Annotated in this window: 13 protein-coding genes; 3 read left to right on the plus strand and 10 right to left on the minus strand. The window is 69.8% G+C overall.

The features are described 5' to 3' along the window. Positions 1–34 precede the first annotated feature (34 nt). Positions 35–796, minus strand: coding sequence for a DUF3105 domain-containing protein (locus WMF36_RS15205; protein ID WP_437580328.1), 762 nt, complete (start codon positions 794–796; stop codon positions 35–37). A gap of 77 nt (positions 797–873) precedes the next feature. Here WMF36_RS15205 and WMF36_RS15210 point away from each other — a divergent pair, with 77 nt between their 5' ends. Then, positions 874–1770 carry a diguanylate cyclase gene (locus WMF36_RS15210; RefSeq protein WP_437580329.1) on the plus strand — a complete coding sequence of 299 codons (897 nt, stop codon included), beginning with the start codon at positions 874–876 and terminating at the stop codon, positions 1768–1770. Between the two features lie 10 nt (positions 1771–1780). On the opposite strand, the gene WMF36_RS15215 is transcribed toward WMF36_RS15210, so the two are convergent. The 9 genes from WMF36_RS15215 to WMF36_RS15255 all read right to left on the minus strand — a co-directional run bounded on the left by WMF36_RS15215 (position 1781) and on the right by WMF36_RS15255 (position 13294). Next, positions 1781–2983: an Ig-like domain-containing protein gene (locus WMF36_RS15215; RefSeq protein WP_437580330.1), complete on the minus strand. Its 1203-nt coding sequence runs from the start codon at positions 2981–2983 to the stop codon at positions 1781–1783. A gap of 50 nt (positions 2984–3033) precedes the next feature. Next, the gene (locus WMF36_RS15220) at positions 3034–3288 is read right to left on the minus strand and encodes a hypothetical protein (RefSeq protein WP_437491070.1); all 255 of its coding nucleotides are present in this window, start codon (positions 3286–3288) and stop codon (positions 3034–3036) included. Positions 3289–3396: 108 nt separating this feature from the next. Next, complete coding sequence (locus WMF36_RS15225; protein ID WP_437580331.1) at positions 3397–4854, minus strand: cytochrome c3 family protein; 1458 nt, start codon at positions 4852–4854, stop codon at positions 3397–3399. Positions 4855–4865: 11 nt separating this feature from the next. Next, a complete protein-coding gene (locus WMF36_RS15230; protein WP_437580332.1) occupies positions 4866–6536 on the minus strand; it encodes a hypothetical protein in 1671 nt (556 codons plus the stop codon). A gap of 234 nt (positions 6537–6770) precedes the next feature. Beyond that, positions 6771–7535 carry a HEAT repeat domain-containing protein gene (locus WMF36_RS15235; protein ID WP_437580333.1) on the minus strand — a complete coding sequence of 255 codons (765 nt, stop codon included), beginning with the start codon at positions 7533–7535 and terminating at the stop codon, positions 6771–6773. Between the two features lie 162 nt (positions 7536–7697). Beyond that, complete coding sequence (locus WMF36_RS15240) at positions 7698–8393, minus strand: hypothetical protein (protein ID WP_437580334.1); 696 nt, start codon at positions 8391–8393, stop codon at positions 7698–7700. A 244-nt stretch (positions 8394–8637) separates the two neighbouring features. Next, the gene (locus WMF36_RS15245; RefSeq protein ID WP_437580335.1) at positions 8638–9333 is read right to left on the minus strand and encodes an outer membrane beta-barrel domain-containing protein; all 696 of its coding nucleotides are present in this window, start codon (positions 9331–9333) and stop codon (positions 8638–8640) included. Positions 9334–10031: 698 nt separating this feature from the next. Then, complete coding sequence (gene ftsY, locus WMF36_RS15250; protein ID WP_437580336.1) at positions 10032–11375, minus strand: signal recognition particle-docking protein FtsY; 1344 nt, start codon at positions 11373–11375, stop codon at positions 10032–10034. 143 nt (positions 11376–11518) lie between these two features. Further along, positions 11519–13294, minus strand: a complete 1776-nt coding sequence (locus tag WMF36_RS15255) for a carboxypeptidase-like regulatory domain-containing protein (protein WP_437580337.1) — start codon at positions 13292–13294, stop codon at positions 11519–11521. 511 nt (positions 13295–13805) lie between these two features. On the opposite strand from WMF36_RS15255, the gene WMF36_RS15260 reads away from it, so the two are divergent. Further along, positions 13806–14570, plus strand: a complete 765-nt coding sequence (locus WMF36_RS15260) for a HEAT repeat domain-containing protein (RefSeq protein WP_437580338.1) — start codon at positions 13806–13808, stop codon at positions 14568–14570. Positions 14571–14646: 76 nt separating this feature from the next. Further along, positions 14647–15516: a HAMP domain-containing protein gene (locus WMF36_RS15265; RefSeq protein ID WP_437580339.1), complete on the plus strand. Its 870-nt coding sequence runs from the start codon at positions 14647–14649 to the stop codon at positions 15514–15516. The last annotated feature ends 63 nt before the right edge of the window (positions 15517–15579 follow it).

The raw sequence follows: 15579 nt of genomic DNA on the forward strand, positions 1-15579 counted from the left end.
ATGCTCCCGGGCTGCGAGCCACCTGTCAACCGGGTTACGGTCCCGGCGGACCGCCGCCGGCTGCGTCGGGCGTGTCGCCCGCGCCCTCCCCGGGCGACACGTCACCGCAGCTCGGCGCGCCGCCGTCCGGCAGATCGACGTCGACGGCCGACGCGTCGCTGCACGTGTCTTCCGGGCCCTTGCCGTAGTGGTCTGCCACGAAGCGCGCGAGCGACGGCTTGTCGAGGCACGTCGCGGTGTACGTGGCGCCCCAGGCCGCGGCGGCGATGGGGGTGTCCAGCGCGCTATCGGGCGTCATCACGAGGCGCGCCTCGGGCCCTCCGGGCAGCGTGAGGCATCTCGGATCCGAGGCGGCCTCGGTCCGCACCTCGTCGAGCATCGCCTCCACCTCCGCGCAGCCCGACGGCGGGCACCGGTAGGCGAGGACGATCGCGCCGTGCTCGAGGTTGTGCACGTAGAGCTCCCGCGGGACCTCGGCCTCGTAGCGCTTGTACTTGGCCCAGAGGCCCCAGTGATCTCCGCCGCTCGGCGGGTTGGTCTCGTACTGGACGGGCGTGCACGCGGGCATGTGCTGCGCGGAGGTCACGCGGATCCCCGTCTGGACGACGACCTTGCACTCGGCCTCGCCCGGGAGGGGCGGGGCGTCCGGGAAGCGCGAGACGATCTCGGGCTGCGGCGGCGAGGCGTCGCTCTCGTCGATCGGGGGCGCGCTCTGACCACACCCGCTCAAGGGAGCGGAGAGCGCGGCGGCCGCCGTGGCGGCCACACACATCTGCGCGAAACCGCAGCGTTTCATGGTCGAAGCCTACCATGTCCGACGCGCGACGTGCGTTGCCCCGGAACGCCGGCTCTGGTGTACTTGGGTCCTCCCGCGTGGCGAAGCAAGAGAACGATCACCGGCAGACGCTCGTCACCTGCACGTCCATCGCCCCGCCGGCGCTTCCGGTGGAGCCTGGCACCGCGTGCCTGGTCGTGATCTACGGCACGGAGCTCGGGCGCCGCATCGCGCTCGGCACCGGGGCGATCGAGTGCGGGCGCGCCATACAGACCGATATCCCGCTCGACGACGAGGCGGTCAGCCGCCGCCACGCGCGCGTCTCCTGGAACGGGATGGGCTACGTCGTCCGCGATCTCGGCTCGACCAACGGCACCTACGTGAATGACGTCTCGGTCGACGAGCGCGTCCTCAAGGACGGCGATCAGGTCAAGATCGGCCGGACGATCTTCAAGTTCATCCAGGGGGGGAACGTCGAGCTCTCGTACCACGAAGAGATCTACCGCCTGATGACCTTCGACGGGCTGACGCAGGTCCACAACAAGCGCTCCTTCGAGGTCGCGCTCGAGCGGGAGGTGTCGCGCGCGTGCCGTTACCATCGCCACCTCGCGCTCATCATGTTCGACATCGATCACTTCAAGAACATCAACGACACCCGGGGGCACCTCACGGGCGACGCCGTGCTCCGCCAGATGGCCGCGCTCGCCGCCGCGAACGTCCGCCGCGACGACGTCCTCGCGCGCGTCGGCGGTGAGGAGTTCGCGCTGCTCGTCCCGGAGCTCGCCGTCGACGGCGCGCGCGTCGTCGCCGAGAAGCTGCGCGCGCTCGTGGAGCGCACGCCGTTCCGCTTCGAGGACGGCGAGATCGCCGTCACCGCGAGCTTCGGGGTCGCCGGCATCACGCCGGACGCGCCCGTCTCGCCCATGGAGCTCTACCGCCGCGCCGACGAGCGGCTCTACCATGCGAAGAAGGGCGGACGGAATCGGGTGATGTGACGGGGCGCGGTCAGGGCGGGGGCGGGACGGAGCAATCGCGCGGCTCGGCGCCGTCGAGGATCCACGCGGACAGGATATCCATCCCGTCCACGTACACCGTGACGTTCGGGTCGTTCGCCGTCTGGGGGTGGAACCAGAACAAGGGGCCTGGCTTCGGGGGCGGCATGGGCATCCCCATCACGAACGCGGCGCGCAGCCGCTCCGTCTCCTCCCGGAGCTTCTCGGCCTGGTCGGCGGGCAAGGAGGGGTCGAGCGCGCTCTGCCCGACGATCATCTTGTAGAGGAGGTAGCTGTTCCCCGGGTTTCCCGGGTCGATGAGCGGCATGGCCCTGCCGAAGCGCTGCGGGGTCTCCTCCCCCACGTGCGCGCGCTCACCCATCTGGGTCTGGTGCGCGGCGTGCCCGATCGCGGTCTCGTAGAGCGGGTCGGACTTCGTGTACTTCACAATCGCCTTCCCCGGCATCAGTTCCACGTTCGCCACGTTCAGGTTCAGCCCAGCGGCGGCGGTGCCGTCGCTGTGGCATTGCACGCAGGAGTAGAGGAGGCTCGCTGCGCCCTTCACGCAGGTGTGGCACTCCGGATCAGCCGGGTCGTTCGCCGGCGTGTCCGGATTGTCCTGGCACTCTGGCGCCCTCCCGATGCACTCGAGGTCTCGCTGGCAGTAGAAGTCGCCGCTCGGCTGGCGCTCCGGCATCGCCTGGGGCGGGTTGGTCGCCGCGACGGTGAACTCGATGCGCGCGTTGGCGGCCAGGGGCGCGCCGTCGAACGCGCGGATGCCCGCCGCGGCCGCCTCGTCCACCGGCCCGAGGACCGTGAGCGCATACCGGGTCCCGGGGAGGAGGCCCGACATGCCTTCGACCTGACGGAAGATGACCTCGCGCTGGACCGGGTTGTACGTCGGCGCCAGCGCGATCGGGTTCACGCAGTCCGCGAACGTCCGGACCTGCGTGGCCAGATCGCCCGAGACGCACAGGGACCCAGGCCCCACTGCGCCGCTCACCGAGCCGGGCAGCAGGAAGCGATCGAACTTGAGCACGAAGCTCGCGGTCGACAGCACCTCGGTGGCGCCGCTCGGATCGAGTGGGGTGCGGACGGGCTGGTAGTTCTGGTCGAGGCCGGTTGTGGCCCGCGCCTCGATCAGGTGGACAGGGGGGGCGTCGATCGGCTGGTAGGAGGCTTCCCCCACGTCGCAGCCGGCCGTCGCGAGGGCCATGTGGAGGAAGAAGGGGAGGGAAGCGATGCGCGCCGCGCGGGCCGGCCTGCTCAGCTTTCGGCGTAGAGCGAGAGCTGCTCGCGGACGATCTTCTCGTTCACCCCGCTCTGAATGTGCTCCTTGAGACAGTCGGCCAGCGTGATCAGCATGTCGTCGACCCCTTTCTCCTCGATGAGCTTCGACAAAAGTTGGCGAGCCTCCCGTCCGTCGTCTTCGCGGAGGAAGCCCCGCACTGTCTCCAGCGTGATTTCCCCTTGGAAATCGAGATAGAGGTTGTCGATCAGGTACTTGATCAGCTCCTTCACGCCCGTTCTCCTTGGCGTTCGCGGCGATCGTTAGGGAAGCCGCGCGCACCTCGCTATACCCGTCGCCGGAAGGCCAGGGCAAGGAATATACTGACCGATTTTGACTTTTCATTGGCAACGCTGGAGGAAGCTGTCGCTCGACTGATGGCACACAAGGCACGGGCGCGGGTTCCGGGAGAACGCGGTCTTGCACTTGCTCTCGAACCCGAGCGGATGCGGGTTCAGCCCTTGCCCGCCCGAGACCCCGCGGGTCGCGTGGCAGGTCGCGCAGTCCCGCTCGGTGTGGCAGGAAACGCACGCATTCAGGTTTCGCTCTGCTTCCCACGCGTGGTGCTTCGCGCTGCGCGGCGCGGTTGTCCACTCCGCCGGCGGGGGATGGAAGCGGCGCCCTGAGGGCCGAGCGGCGCTCGGCGCGTCGCGCGCCACGCCCGTCCGGCGGTGGCAGTCTGCACAGAACGTCTGCTCCTGATGGCAGCTCACGCAGCGCGGATTGTCCTGCCGGGCCGCCTGCGCGTGCATCGAGAGGAAGTCGTTCGGGTGAACGTCGCGCGGACGGATCTTCCCGTCATGGCAGTCGGTGCAGTAGTTCGTGGTGTGGCATGTCCCGCAGAAGGCGCTGTCGTTCGCGGCGACCTGCTTGTGCCGCTCGAGCCAGTCGGGGGTGTGTCCCGCGTTGTGCAGCCACCGGGGCGGCAGCAGATCGCCCGTGGCGAACTCGGTCATGAGCCGCCCGTCGGGGCGCGTCAGGTGGCAGACGTCGCAGTCGCTCTTCGCGTCGCCCTGGGCTGCGCCGCTCATGTTGTGGCACGAGAAGCAGCCTGCCATGCGCGGCAGCTGCTCGCGGGTGGCGAGCTCGAGCCGGTCGACCCGGCCGTGGCACTGGCTGCACTTGATGTTCCGGCTCACGTGCTTCTGGTGCGGGAACCGGAGGTTCGCGTGCGGCAGCACGAGCGGCGCCACCTTTCCGCCGCTGCCCGCGTCGTCGCCGATGTGGCAGTAGACGCACTGTCCGTTCTCGTTCGTTCCCGCCTTCACCTGGGTGAGGTCGGAGTGATCGACGTCGTGGCAGTTGTCGCAGGTCTGCGCCGGACTCGGCAGCAGCCGGTCGGTCACTGCGCCGCTCGTGTAGGCCCCTGCGTGGCACGACTTGCACGTCTGCTTGAGCCCCTTGACGTGCTTCTTGTGGTTGAAGCGGATCGTCAGCGTCTGCGGGGGGTAGATCTCGTCGCTCGGGATCGGTGTCGCGCTCGTCCCGGGCGGCATCCAGGCCAGCGGCACCTCGGCGTCGTCGGGCATCGGGTGGAGGCCCGACCTGTACCCGCCCGGCGGCGGATGCGCGCCCTTCTCTCCCTCGGCGTCCTCCTCGGCGTCGCCCTCCTCGGCGTCCTCCGCCGCGTCCGCGCTGTCGTCGTTGGCCGTCGCCGGCGGCTTCGGCTGGGCGGCGGCCTCGGGACCCACGATCGCGAGCGCCAGCGCGCCCAGGCACGCGATGATGGCGACCCACCCCGGGACGAGCCTCGGGTCATCCCGCCGCGCGCCGCGCCGGCCGTCCTGTCTTGCGTCCATGCGATCCTCGCTCACGGCGCCACCCGCAGGTTCACGAGGCCGACGACGCGGAAGCGCTGGCCCACCAGCCGGTTCATGTCGTGCTCCCACTCGAGCTTGAAGTCTGCGAACTCACCCGGCCGGTACCCGGCCCCAAGGACGTACCCGAACGACGTCGCGTCCCGGTCCGGCCTGAGCGGATCCGCCCAGTTGTACAGCGACACCCGCGCTCCGAGCGCGTAGCGCTGCCCGCTCAGCCGCCTCTCCCCCGACAGATCGGCCCCTGTCCGGCGCCCGCGCTCCCCCGTCTGCAGCATCCCGCGGAGCTCGACCGACGTCGTGCGCGTGCGGTAGCGGCCCGCGAGGTTCGCGAGCACGTCGGTCGTGATCGTCGTGGCGCGGTTCTCCTCATCACGCGCGTAGTCCTCGAGGTCGCTGTCGCTCGACGGATCGAGCGTCGTCGTCCCGACGCAATCCGGCCCGAGCTGCGCTTCCCGGCACTGGCCGGCGCCGAACTCCTCCGGGTTCCCCTCGGCGATCCACATCCGCGTGCCGCCCGAGGCGGCGACATCGACCTCGCGGGTGATGTCGACCGCCGCCCGTCCGGTGATCGTGGTGATGGGATCGTGGGTGAACCAGTTCCAGATCGAGTCGGCGTCGAACGTGGGAACGAAGTAGTCGACGTCCGCGCCCAGCGTGACGCGGCTCCCCGCGTACACCTCCAGGCCGCCGAAGAACGAGCCGACGAGCTGATTGTAGAGGTCGTAGGTCACCCCGCCCTTGAGCCCGCCGATCGCCGGCACGTTGACGTCGGCCGCGTACCCGAGCCGGTCCTGCGAGATGCGCGACCCGTCGGTCGTCTGGACGTTCCCGTCGCGATCCGGGAACTGCTGGGTGATCGAGGGCCCCATGTTGTAGACGCGCCGGTAGGTCAGCCGGCCGTGGACGAAGCTCGGACCAGCGCTTTCCAGCGCGACGCCGAACGCCGGGGCGATCTGGGCCTCCTGGTAGGACGGGTAGTCGGCCGCGCTCCCGGGCAGCGTCCGGTCGTCGCCGAAGCCCCGATGGTTGCCGCGCCAGATCCCCTGCTGCTCGAAGCGCGATGTGGAGAGCGGCAGGCCGCCGCGCTGCTCGAGCCCGCCGTAGGCCTCGATCTGGACGTAGTAGGGCGTCGTCACGCGGAGGAGCGCGCCATCGAACGACCACCAACCGAGCACGTCGCTCACGTACTGGCGGCCGACGCGGAAGCCGAGCCACCCGCTGGCGACGTTCCGGCCTTCGACGTACGCGTACATCAGATCGAGCGGCGCCTCGCGCAGCCCCGGGATGTAGCGCGAGCCGCCGGCGACGCTGTAGTCGGTCTCGCCGCCCTGCTGCGCGCCTTCGAGGTGGCCGTTCACCCCGAAGTCCGCGTCCAGCCGGAGCCGCACGGTCGCCGAGTAGTCGGCCTCGCCTGGGAGAGAGTCGCCCTGGAGGTTGTAGACGGCGAGCCCCAGCGTCTGCAGGAGACGCCGTCGCTCGATGTTCGTCGCTCCCCAGGGGCTCGCGACCTCGTAGGCCTGAACGCCGGTGCTCGACTCGACCTCGAAGTCGGCTGCAGCTGCCCCGCGGGGGGCGAGCGCGAAGGGCAGCAGGCCGGCAGCGGCCAGCGCGCGCCACAGCGAGGTGCGCCGTGCTCTCCGTCTGCGCGCTCCACGACGCACCCCGGCGGAGCAGGGGCATGGCTCACGACGTCGTGACGGGAGCTCCGCCATCGACGAGCGGTGCTCAGTCACGAAATCTGCGCTCGCTTTCCGCTGGTGCGGGCCGGTCTACGCGGCCCGCGCTCTCAGCTGCCGCCGAGGGCTGAACAAGCATGGCGCGGAGTTTCGTCCACGCGCGGCAACGCTGTCAACCCGATCGCAGGACGAACAGCTTTGTCGCAAAAGCACGCCCGGTCAGCTGTATCCAGCGCCCTTCCGGAGCTTGCCGTCCGAGCCCACGCTGAAGCCGTTCGAGTCCTGGAGCGCCTGGTTCGCGCTGCTCCGCAGCTCTGCCGGCACTGTCCAGCCGTGGGTCAGCAGCCCCTCGGCCACCTTGTTCTTCACCCGGACCGACTCCTCGGCCGCGAGCATCTTCACCAGCGCAGGCACGCTCGCCTCGTCGCCCTGGGAAAAGATGGTCTGCACGGCGTGGAACCGGACCGTCTCGTTGACGTCGTCGAGGAACCGCTCCACCGCGACCCGCACGTTGTCGTCCTTGATCTCGCCCAGCGCGACGATGATCTGCTGCTTCGGCTCGACGTTGCGCGCATACTCCGTGTCGCATCGATCGAGCAGCCGGACGAGCTCGGTGCGGTAGTCTGCGTCATCGAGCAGCGCCCGTAGGATCTTGAGCGGCCAGGTGAGGGTCTCGGCCTTGAGGCAGAACTCGGCCACGGCCGGCACCGCGTCCTTGCCGGCGTCGACGATGCCCCGGAACGCCAGATCCTTCTCTTCCTGGTCCGTGATCGAGGGGTCGATCGAGAACGTGAAGCGCCTGAGGAGCGCCGCCGCTGCGTCGGCGCTCTTCATCGCGGCGAGCGTCTGGATGGCGTCGAGGCGGTCGTAGGCCTGAGCGCGCTTGTCCGCGACGACCTTGGCCGGACCGGCCACCTTCTTGTTGCCGGAGGGGGCGCCGCCGGCCGGCGGATTGCTTTTGCGGAGAAAATCGAAAATACCCAACGCTGACCTCTGGTGGCTGTCCCGCCGCCGCGGTCCGAGCTGCCCGGCGATCGCCGCCGGGCTCCACTGCCGAGGGCCGAGCCTGCTGCTCCCGGCACTGGAGGCTTCCCGTCCGAGCTGCCCCGGACGAGCCGGCTCGGTCACCCGAGCCGGCGAAGCCGTCTACTCCGTCGTCTTGATGGCGGTGGGGAATTGAACGCTCAGGCTCACGGTGACCATGCTGGTGAAGTGGAATTCGCGGTCCTTGTCGTCCACCTTGTTGTCCGGGAACGCCTCATCCGTGCCGGCCCCGTGGTTGTCGAAGCCCGAAGTATTCCACTCGAACGGCAGGGCGCGCCACTCCGCGCCGAAGCCGATGAAGTCCGACGGATAGAAGTTCAAGCCGAGGCCGAACGTCGGCGCGAAGGCCATGCGGCTCTCGAGCCCGAAGGTGTTCGCGCAGTTCGTTGTGCACTGCCTGCGCTCCTTCACCCCGATCGCCGCGACCCCGGCGAAGAAGTTCACGTCGGTATCCACGAAGAGCTCGGCGAACAGCGCCAGCTTGCCGCGGAAGGGTACGACCGTGACCTGCGGCGCCGCGACCCACTGGATCTGGGCCAGCTGGTCCTCCGTGAGCTGGCCTCGTGTCAGGTTGACCCTGGTCAGCTGGCACGCCTTCGTGAACGGCCGGTCGGCGCAGCCGCGGCTGTCGATCGCGACGCGCTGGAGCTCGTCCGTCAGCCCGGCGTTGTACTGGAACCCGTACCCGCCCCAGGCTCCAATGCCGATCCAGTCGGTGAGGTGGTAGGTGAGGCGCAGCCCCGGCATGATCGTTCGCCGGTACTCGTCCAGCAGCGTGAACGACGCGCCTGGAGCCACCTCAAACCGTCCCTCACGATGGAGCCGGAGCTTCCGCACGGCGGGTGCACCGGCCAGAGGGCCCGTCAGCTGAATCTCCTGCGCCTCCGCGGGCGCAGCCGTCATCAGAAGTGCACAGCCGGTAAGCCCTGCCACCACGGTGCAAAGGCTTTGGACGAATCGACGCATCATGCCTGTCCCCGTCTTTGGCTGAATCATCCCATGTCTCGCGCTCGGCGTCTGCGCGTCCCCACGTCCAAAGGCCTTACTTCGGCAGCCGGTATTCCCAGGAGAACGGCAGGAACACCGAGAACCCAACCTGGGCCTGCACGTTGTTGGTGAAGCTCTTCTCATCGGCCAGCCACGTGCTCTTGTCCTGGAGTCTGTCCCTATCGACGCTGGGGTTCTCGAGCTCGTCGAAGAAGATGTAGTCGCTGACCTCGGCCATGGCCGCGAACCAGCGGTTGAAGAAGATGCGGATGCCCCCGCCGACGTGGAAGGCGAGCTTCGGCTTCCAGTCGAAGGTGCGGTTGTCCGGATCGACGACGGCCATGGGCCGCGTCGAGATCGCGCCGACACCGCCCAGTACGAAGAAGTCGTAGTGGAAGATGAAGTCGCTGAACCCGGCGAACTTGCCGTACGCGGGGACGTACGTGAAGTTCGCGTTCGCGTTCCACTGGTACTCGGTGATCGGCTCACCGATGCGCGCCGCCCTGCTCGTCTGGAAGTTGAAGTCCGACGGCGTGTTGAGGCCGGCGTACCAGTTACCGTTGACCCCGATCGCGAGGACGTTGGTGAGGTACCAGTTGACCGCGAGCCCCGGACCGTTGTGACCGACGAACTGGTCGTTCATCGTCAGCCCGAAGTACGGGTTCACCTCGAAGCGGTGATAGCGCAGCGCATAAATCTGCTGCACTGCGTAGGTCTCTGGCCTGAGCTCCTTCGCCGCTTCCTTGTCCAAGTCGATCGTGGGACACGCGGTCGGATCGATCTTACAGATGTCCCCAAGCCCCGCCTCCTCATCGCCTTCGGCCGGGACCGCGGGCCCCTCCGCCGGCTCCGTGCCCTCGGCAGGAGTCTCTGGCTCGTCGAGGTTAATTTCCTTGGGTTGCTCATTTGGCTGAGCCGACGCCGTAAGCGGCACCGCGACCAACGCAGCCGCAACGAGAAGCCCCACGCGAGCCTGGTTCATCGCCATCCCTTCCGAAGTCCGTGCGATGTGAGCGATCGATCGCCCAGGTAGTACAGCTTCCTAACTACGCGAATTCATTAATTAATTCGGTCAACCGCCAAGCCCGACGGACTATATCACGGCGAAAATAAAAGGATCAACAACCAAATCCTTTTGCCTTGGCGACCGCCGAGCCCCCAGACGGCGCGCGCCCGGGTGGACTCGCGCCGATCCGCAAATTCGCCGCACAATCACCGCGTACCCGGATCTGCCGGTGTGCTTGCTCTGGGGGTTCACGGTGGCGGTTCCTGACGGCTCAACTTGTGCGGGCGAGGCGGCCCGAGAGATCGGACCATCGCCCATTTCTTTGACCGATGTCGAGGGGAGTGATTGGGAGGCGAGGTACAGATCGCTCGCCGTGGCGCCTGGTCTGGCCTGGTCTGGCCTGGCCGCGCGCGAGGCACAGCGCCTGAGAGGCGCCGCGCTCGTCAGGCGGCCGCGTCTTCGGCGCCGCTCGCGCGGCCGAGCATCGCCTCGACGAACTCGTCGGGCTCGAACTCGCGGAGGTCCTCCGCGCGCTCGCCGATGCCGACGTAGCGGACGGGCAGTCCGTGCTCGGCGCAGATGCCGAGGATGACGCCGCCCTTCGCGGTGCCGTCGAGCTTCGTCAGCACGATGCCGGTGATGGGCAGCGCCTCCTTGAAGAGCGCGGCCTGCTGCATGGCGTTCTGTCCGTTCGTGGCGTCGAGCACCAGCAGCGTCTCGTGAGGCGCCCCCTCGAGCGCCTTGTTCATCGTGCGCGCGACCCGGGCCAGCTCCTCCATGAGGTTCGTCTTCGTGTGCAGCCTGCCCGCGGTGTCGGCGAGCACCACGTCGGCGCCCGTGTCCTTCGCCTTCTGGATCGCGTCGAAGATCACCGCGCCCGGGTTCGCCCCGTCCTTGCCGCGCACGACCTCGCAGCCGACGCGCTTGCCCCAGACGTTGAGCTGCTGCACTGCCGCCGCGCGGAACGTGTCGCCCGCGGCGAGCACCACCGTCCGGCCCTCGGCCTTGAGCTGCGTCGCGAGCTTGCCGATCGTGGTCGTCTTGCCCACGCCGTTCACGCCGACCACCATCACCACGGTGGGCTGCGTCTTCAGCGAGAGCCCGCCGCCGGCGCCGACGCGCAGGATCCGCTTCGCGTGCTCGCGCAGCGCGTCCCAGACCTTGTCGGTATCGGCGAGCTCGTTCCGGCTGAGCGCCGAGCGGATCTCGTCGAGGAGGAGCTCTGACGTCTTCACGCCGACGTCCGAGGTGAGCAGCACCTCTTCGATCTGCTCGACGACGTTGGGATCGATCTCCTTCTTGCCGGCGAACAGCGCCTTGAGCCGGCCGAAGAACCCCTCGCTCTCCCGAACCTTCGTGAGGCCCTTGCGGAGCCCCTCGATGTCGCGCTTGCGCGCGCCCGGGGGCGTCGTCTCCCGTGCCGGCCTGGCGAGGGCCGGCTTGGCCGGCGCCTCGACAAGGGGCGCCTCCGCGACCGCGGACGCGGCCAGCGCGGCCTCGTCCGCGGGCGGCGGCACGGCGGGCACCTCGACAGGGAAGGGCGTCGCCGCGGGCGGCTCGTCCCGCGGCGCGGGCTCCTTCGCCTTCGCCGGGGGCTCTTCTTCCGCCGGAGGCTTCTTCTGGACACGCGGCTTGTCGGAGGGCTTGGCGGTGGGCTGCTTCGCCTTCTCCGGGAGCTTCTTCGGTTGGGGGGGCGCTTCGATCTCGGGCGGCGCCGCCTTCTTCGTGACGAAGTAGACGATCGCCGCCACCACGACGAGGCCGACGATAATTAGGGCGATTTCCACGTTGGCGTTCTCCGGCGAGGGAGCCGACTATATGGGACGTACCCCATACGTCAACGTGCGCTCGCGCGGTCGCCCGATCCGGCCAGCGAAACGGCAGGTCGGCGCGGCGGCAGGGTCGCCGCCGCGCGCCCCGAGCGCTCGGCTCACGGAGCGAGCTGCGAGATGCCGGGCTTCGGCTCCGACGCGCCGAGGTCCTGCTCGATCCGCTCGTCGACGGCATCGGGCCCGAAGGCGGCGTGCTCGATCCGGGTCGCCCACGCCTCGACCTCGTGCTGCTGGACCCTGCTCGCCACGCGGCGCACGTGCCCGGGCGTCGGCTCCGGCGGCCCCTCGAACGGCGCGCCCTGCCGCCGCGCCCAGCGGACGAGGCGATCGAGGACGGCGCGGCGACGCGTCACCAGCGCGATGCCCAGCTTGCTCGGCGGCGGGAGCGCCTGCTCGTAGCTGCTGTGCGTCGGCGCGCGCACCACGAGCTTCGCGTCGCTCCGGTACGGCGCCTCGATCGAGAACTCGCCGGCGTCGTCGGTCACGGCGCGCGCGACGACGCCGCTGTCGTCGAACGCGGGCACGACGATCGTGAGCTCGGCCTGCGCGATGGGCGTGCCGTCGTGCGCGTCGGCGACGGCGCCGCGCCAGCCGGTGGCGTCGTCGATCGGCCCCACGATCCGGACGCCCGCGCGGCCGGGCGGCGCGGCGGGCTTCTCGTCGCCCGCGCGCGCCTCCGCGCGCTTCGGAGCCCGCCGCCAGCCGCCGAGCACCCAGCCCGCGATCGCGAGGACGGCGGCGCCGAGCGCGAGCTGCCGCCACACCCCGGGGCCCGCGACGGGCACGTCGATCGCGAGCTCTGCGCCGGGGATCCACCACGGAGCGGCGGGCACGTAGCGGAGCGACAGCGGCACGGTCCCCTCGCGCTCGGCGGTGAACGCGGCGATCACCCGCGCCTCGCCGGAGATCACCGCCGCGGTGCCCACGGGCTCGCCCGCGCGCAGCGCCTCGACGACGCCGCCCTCGACCGGGCCGCCGGACGAGCGCACCTCGACGTCGATCGGCACGCCGTCCTCCGCGCGCGCCGGCTCGACCGGGTGGGAGAGCGCGAGCGTGACCTGAGCGTACCGGACGACGCCCTGGCCGACGCTCGCCCTCGCGAGCGCGGCGGTCCCGTCGAAGCGCGCGCGCAGCACGCCCTGCCCGGCGCCACCGAGGCCCTCGGTCGCGAGCTCGAAGCGCGCGCGCCCGTCGCCGCCGGTCGGCGCCTCCGCGAGCCTCGTGCCGCGCTCGTCCTCGAGCACGACGGGGAGCCGCTCGCGCTCGAACGTCGCGCCGCTCGCGGCGCCTCGCGCGCCGCTGCGATCGATCCGGAGCGCCACGGTGACGTTGACGGTCGGGCGATCCAGATCGATCGCGTCCACCGGCGGATCGAACCGGAGGATCACCGGCGCGAGCGGGGCCGCGTGCGTCTCGATCGGGATCTTCACCTCCGCCGGCTCGTAGAGCTTCCCTCCCGGGAAGCGGACGCGCAGCGTCGCGTTCGCGAGCGGCGCGCGCCCGCGGAGGCAGAACCCGCCTCGCTCGTCGGTCGAGATCGCGTACCCCCCGTGCGAGGCGCGGTGCTCGCGGCCGCGCGCCGCGCCGTCGGCCGCGCACCCCTCCGCCGTCGGCAGGTCCACGGGCGCTCCGCCGCCCGTGACGGCGTCGATGGCGAGCGGCGCCTCCGCGACCGGGCTCCGCGCGTCGTCGATGACGCTGCCGCGCACGACAAACCCGTCGGGCTCGGTCCACGCGACCGCGTCGATCTGCGCGCTCCCCCGGACATGGATGCGGAGCGGCGCACCTTGCGCCTGCGCGTGCGCCGGGAGCGCCGCGACGAGCGCGGTGGCCGCGAGGAGCGCCCCCTGCAGGCATCGTCTCAAGCCACGCATCTCCCGAACGCCTCCGGCGAGCTCCTCGTCATGGTCGCGCATTATTCGTCACGCGGGCAGCGCCCGCGCAAGGGGAAGCCGAGCCGCGGCAGCGCTGTGCTCGAGCCCGCCCGGGCGCGTGCGGGCGAGACGAGGTGGCGAGGGCGAGCGCGGACGTGAGCGGACGTGAGCGGACGTGCACGTGACACGTCGGCCGAGCGTCGGGGAAGCGTCGGGTAAGCGTCGCGTAGACGGGTAGATAAGTGGATGATGATGTCGTGTTCGCCCTGGAGCCCAACATGTTTCACGTCTTGAAGCCCCGCGAGCAGGCCGCGTCAAACCGTCCAGTCCGGTGGCAACGAGGAGCGAGCGAATGCAAGGCAAAAGTGCGAGCGTGTGCGCACCAAATTTCGAGTGCAGGCCCGCCGATCCGATCGCCACGGCCGCGATGCGCTCGTGTATCGTCGGACGTGGAATGCGTCGGCCCTTTCCTGCGCTCGTGTTGCTGGTTTTGACGCTTGTACTCTCGCTGATGCCCACGAGGAGCTACGCGGATCAGCGCACGAGCTACCTCGCCGAGCAGCTCAAGAGCAACGACGACTACCGTGTCCGGACGCAGGCGGCGCTCGCGCTCGGCGCGTCGGCGGACGACGCCGCCACGAAGCCGCTCTGCGACGCCCTCACGGACGCCAACACGTCCGTCAGGGTCGCGGCGGCCGCGGCGCTCGGCAGGCTCGGCAAGCCCGCGGGGCTCGCGTGCCTGCAGCGGGCCGAGGGCCGGGAGCAGAGCGCGGCCGTCAAGTCGCAGATGCAGAAGTCGATCGCGACGCTGTCCTCGGGCGGCGGGGGCGGTCCGGGGGCGCCGCCTCCGCCGGGCGCCGACACGAAGTACTACGTGGCCATCGAGATCACGAACAAGAGCGGCCGCCCCGAGTCCGAGATCGAGCCGCTCGTGCGCGCCGCGATTCAGTCGAAGATCCTCGGGAAGGCCGGCTACGCGGTCGCCCCCAAGGGCGAGACGCTCGCCCAGGGCAAGAAGATTCTGAACGGCAAGAAGATGAAGGGCTTCTACCTCCTCGCCACGGTCGAGCCCGCCATGTACCAGGGCGGCAACCTCACGCAGGTGGTCCGCGTCAGCATGTGGACCTATCCGTCCAAGGCGCTCCAGGGCGAGTTCGCGCCCAAGCTCACGCAGAGCGGCACCCCGAAGAAAGACGTCCAGAGCGAGGACATCCTGATGAAGATGTGCGTCGAGAACGCGGTCGAGACCTTCCACAAGATCGTCGCCTCGCTGTGACGCACCATCGCTGCTCGATATTGGCTTTCCCCGTGCCTCACGACCCTTGTCATCTCCAGCCAGCTTCGAGGATCCCATGAGCGACGCTTCCAGCACGGCCCCGCAGACCTCCGCGCCGGAGGTCAGAGCGCGCTACCAGCGGAGCGCGCGGAACTACCTGCTCGATCAGAAATTCCAGCTGAAATACACGGGGTTCCTCGTGGGGATCAGCCTCGCGCTCTCCGTGGCGCTCGGGATGCTCCTCTGGAACGCCAGCTCGAAGATCATCGAGCAGAGCCGCGGCGCCGTGCAGCAGGGACAGGAGACGGTCCGTCAGGGTCAGGAGACCGTCAAGCGCGGCCAGGAGGTGCTCGTCCAGAGCCGTCGCGTCAGCGAGGTCGTCGCGATGAACATCGCGAAGGAGTACAAGGACGACCCCGAGCTCGCGAAGACGTTCGGCGAGGCGGCGCAGCGCGACGAGATCAAGCTCAAGGACGAGCAGGCGCGGCTCGAGCGCGACGCGGCGACGCTGCAGCAGCACGCCGAGGCGCTCCAGCGGCAGGCCGCCGACGTCGCGGACAATCAGCAGATGCTGCTCCGCCTCATCGTCGCGCTGCTGTCGTTGCTCGTCCTCGGCGTCGGCGTCGCCGGCATCGTCTTCACGCACAAGATCGCCGGGCCGATCTTCAAGATGAAGCGGCTGCTCCGTCAGGTCGGCGAGGGCAAGCTCATCGTTCGCGAGCGGCTGCGGAAGGGCGACGAGCTCCAGCACTTCTTCGAGGCGTTCGAGAAGATGGTCGAGGATCTGCGGACACGTCAGCAGGCCAAGATCGAGAAGATGGACGCCATCCTCGCGAAGATCGAGGCCGACGCGCGCGCGCAGAAGGTCTCCACCGAGATCGACCCCGACGGCCTCGCGCAGCTGAAGCGCCTCCGCGCCGAGATGCAGGAGCAGATCGAGGCGTGACCGCGACCGCGCGCCGCTCCCGCGGCTGCGCACCCCCGCGAGCAGCCCCTGCAGCAGCTCGAA

Origin of the sequence: Sorangium sp. So ce887, from assembly GCF_051521455.1 — a bacterium.
GTDB lineage: Bacteria > Myxococcota_A > Polyangia > Polyangiales > Polyangiaceae > Sorangium.

Coding starts and splice junctions, on each gene's coding strand:
- WMF36_RS15205 (WP_437580328.1), bottom strand. CDS start 796: ATGAAACGCTGCGGTTTCGCGCAGATGTGTGTGGCCGCCACGGCGGCC.
- WMF36_RS15215 (WP_437580330.1), bottom strand. CDS start 2,983: ATGGCCCTCGCGACGGCCGGCTGCGACGTGGGGGAAGCCTCCTACCAG.
- WMF36_RS15225 (WP_437580331.1), bottom strand. CDS start 4,854: ATGGACGCAAGACAGGACGGCCGGCGCGGCGCGCGGCGGGATGACCCG.
- WMF36_RS15255 (WP_437580337.1), bottom strand. CDS start 13,294: ATGCGTGGCTTGAGACGATGCCTGCAGGGGGCGCTCCTCGCGGCCACC.
- WMF36_RS15260 (WP_437580338.1), top strand. CDS start 13,806: ATGCCCACGAGGAGCTACGCGGATCAGCGCACGAGCTACCTCGCCGAG.
- WMF36_RS15265 (WP_437580339.1), top strand. CDS start 14,647: ATGAGCGACGCTTCCAGCACGGCCCCGCAGACCTCCGCGCCGGAGGTC.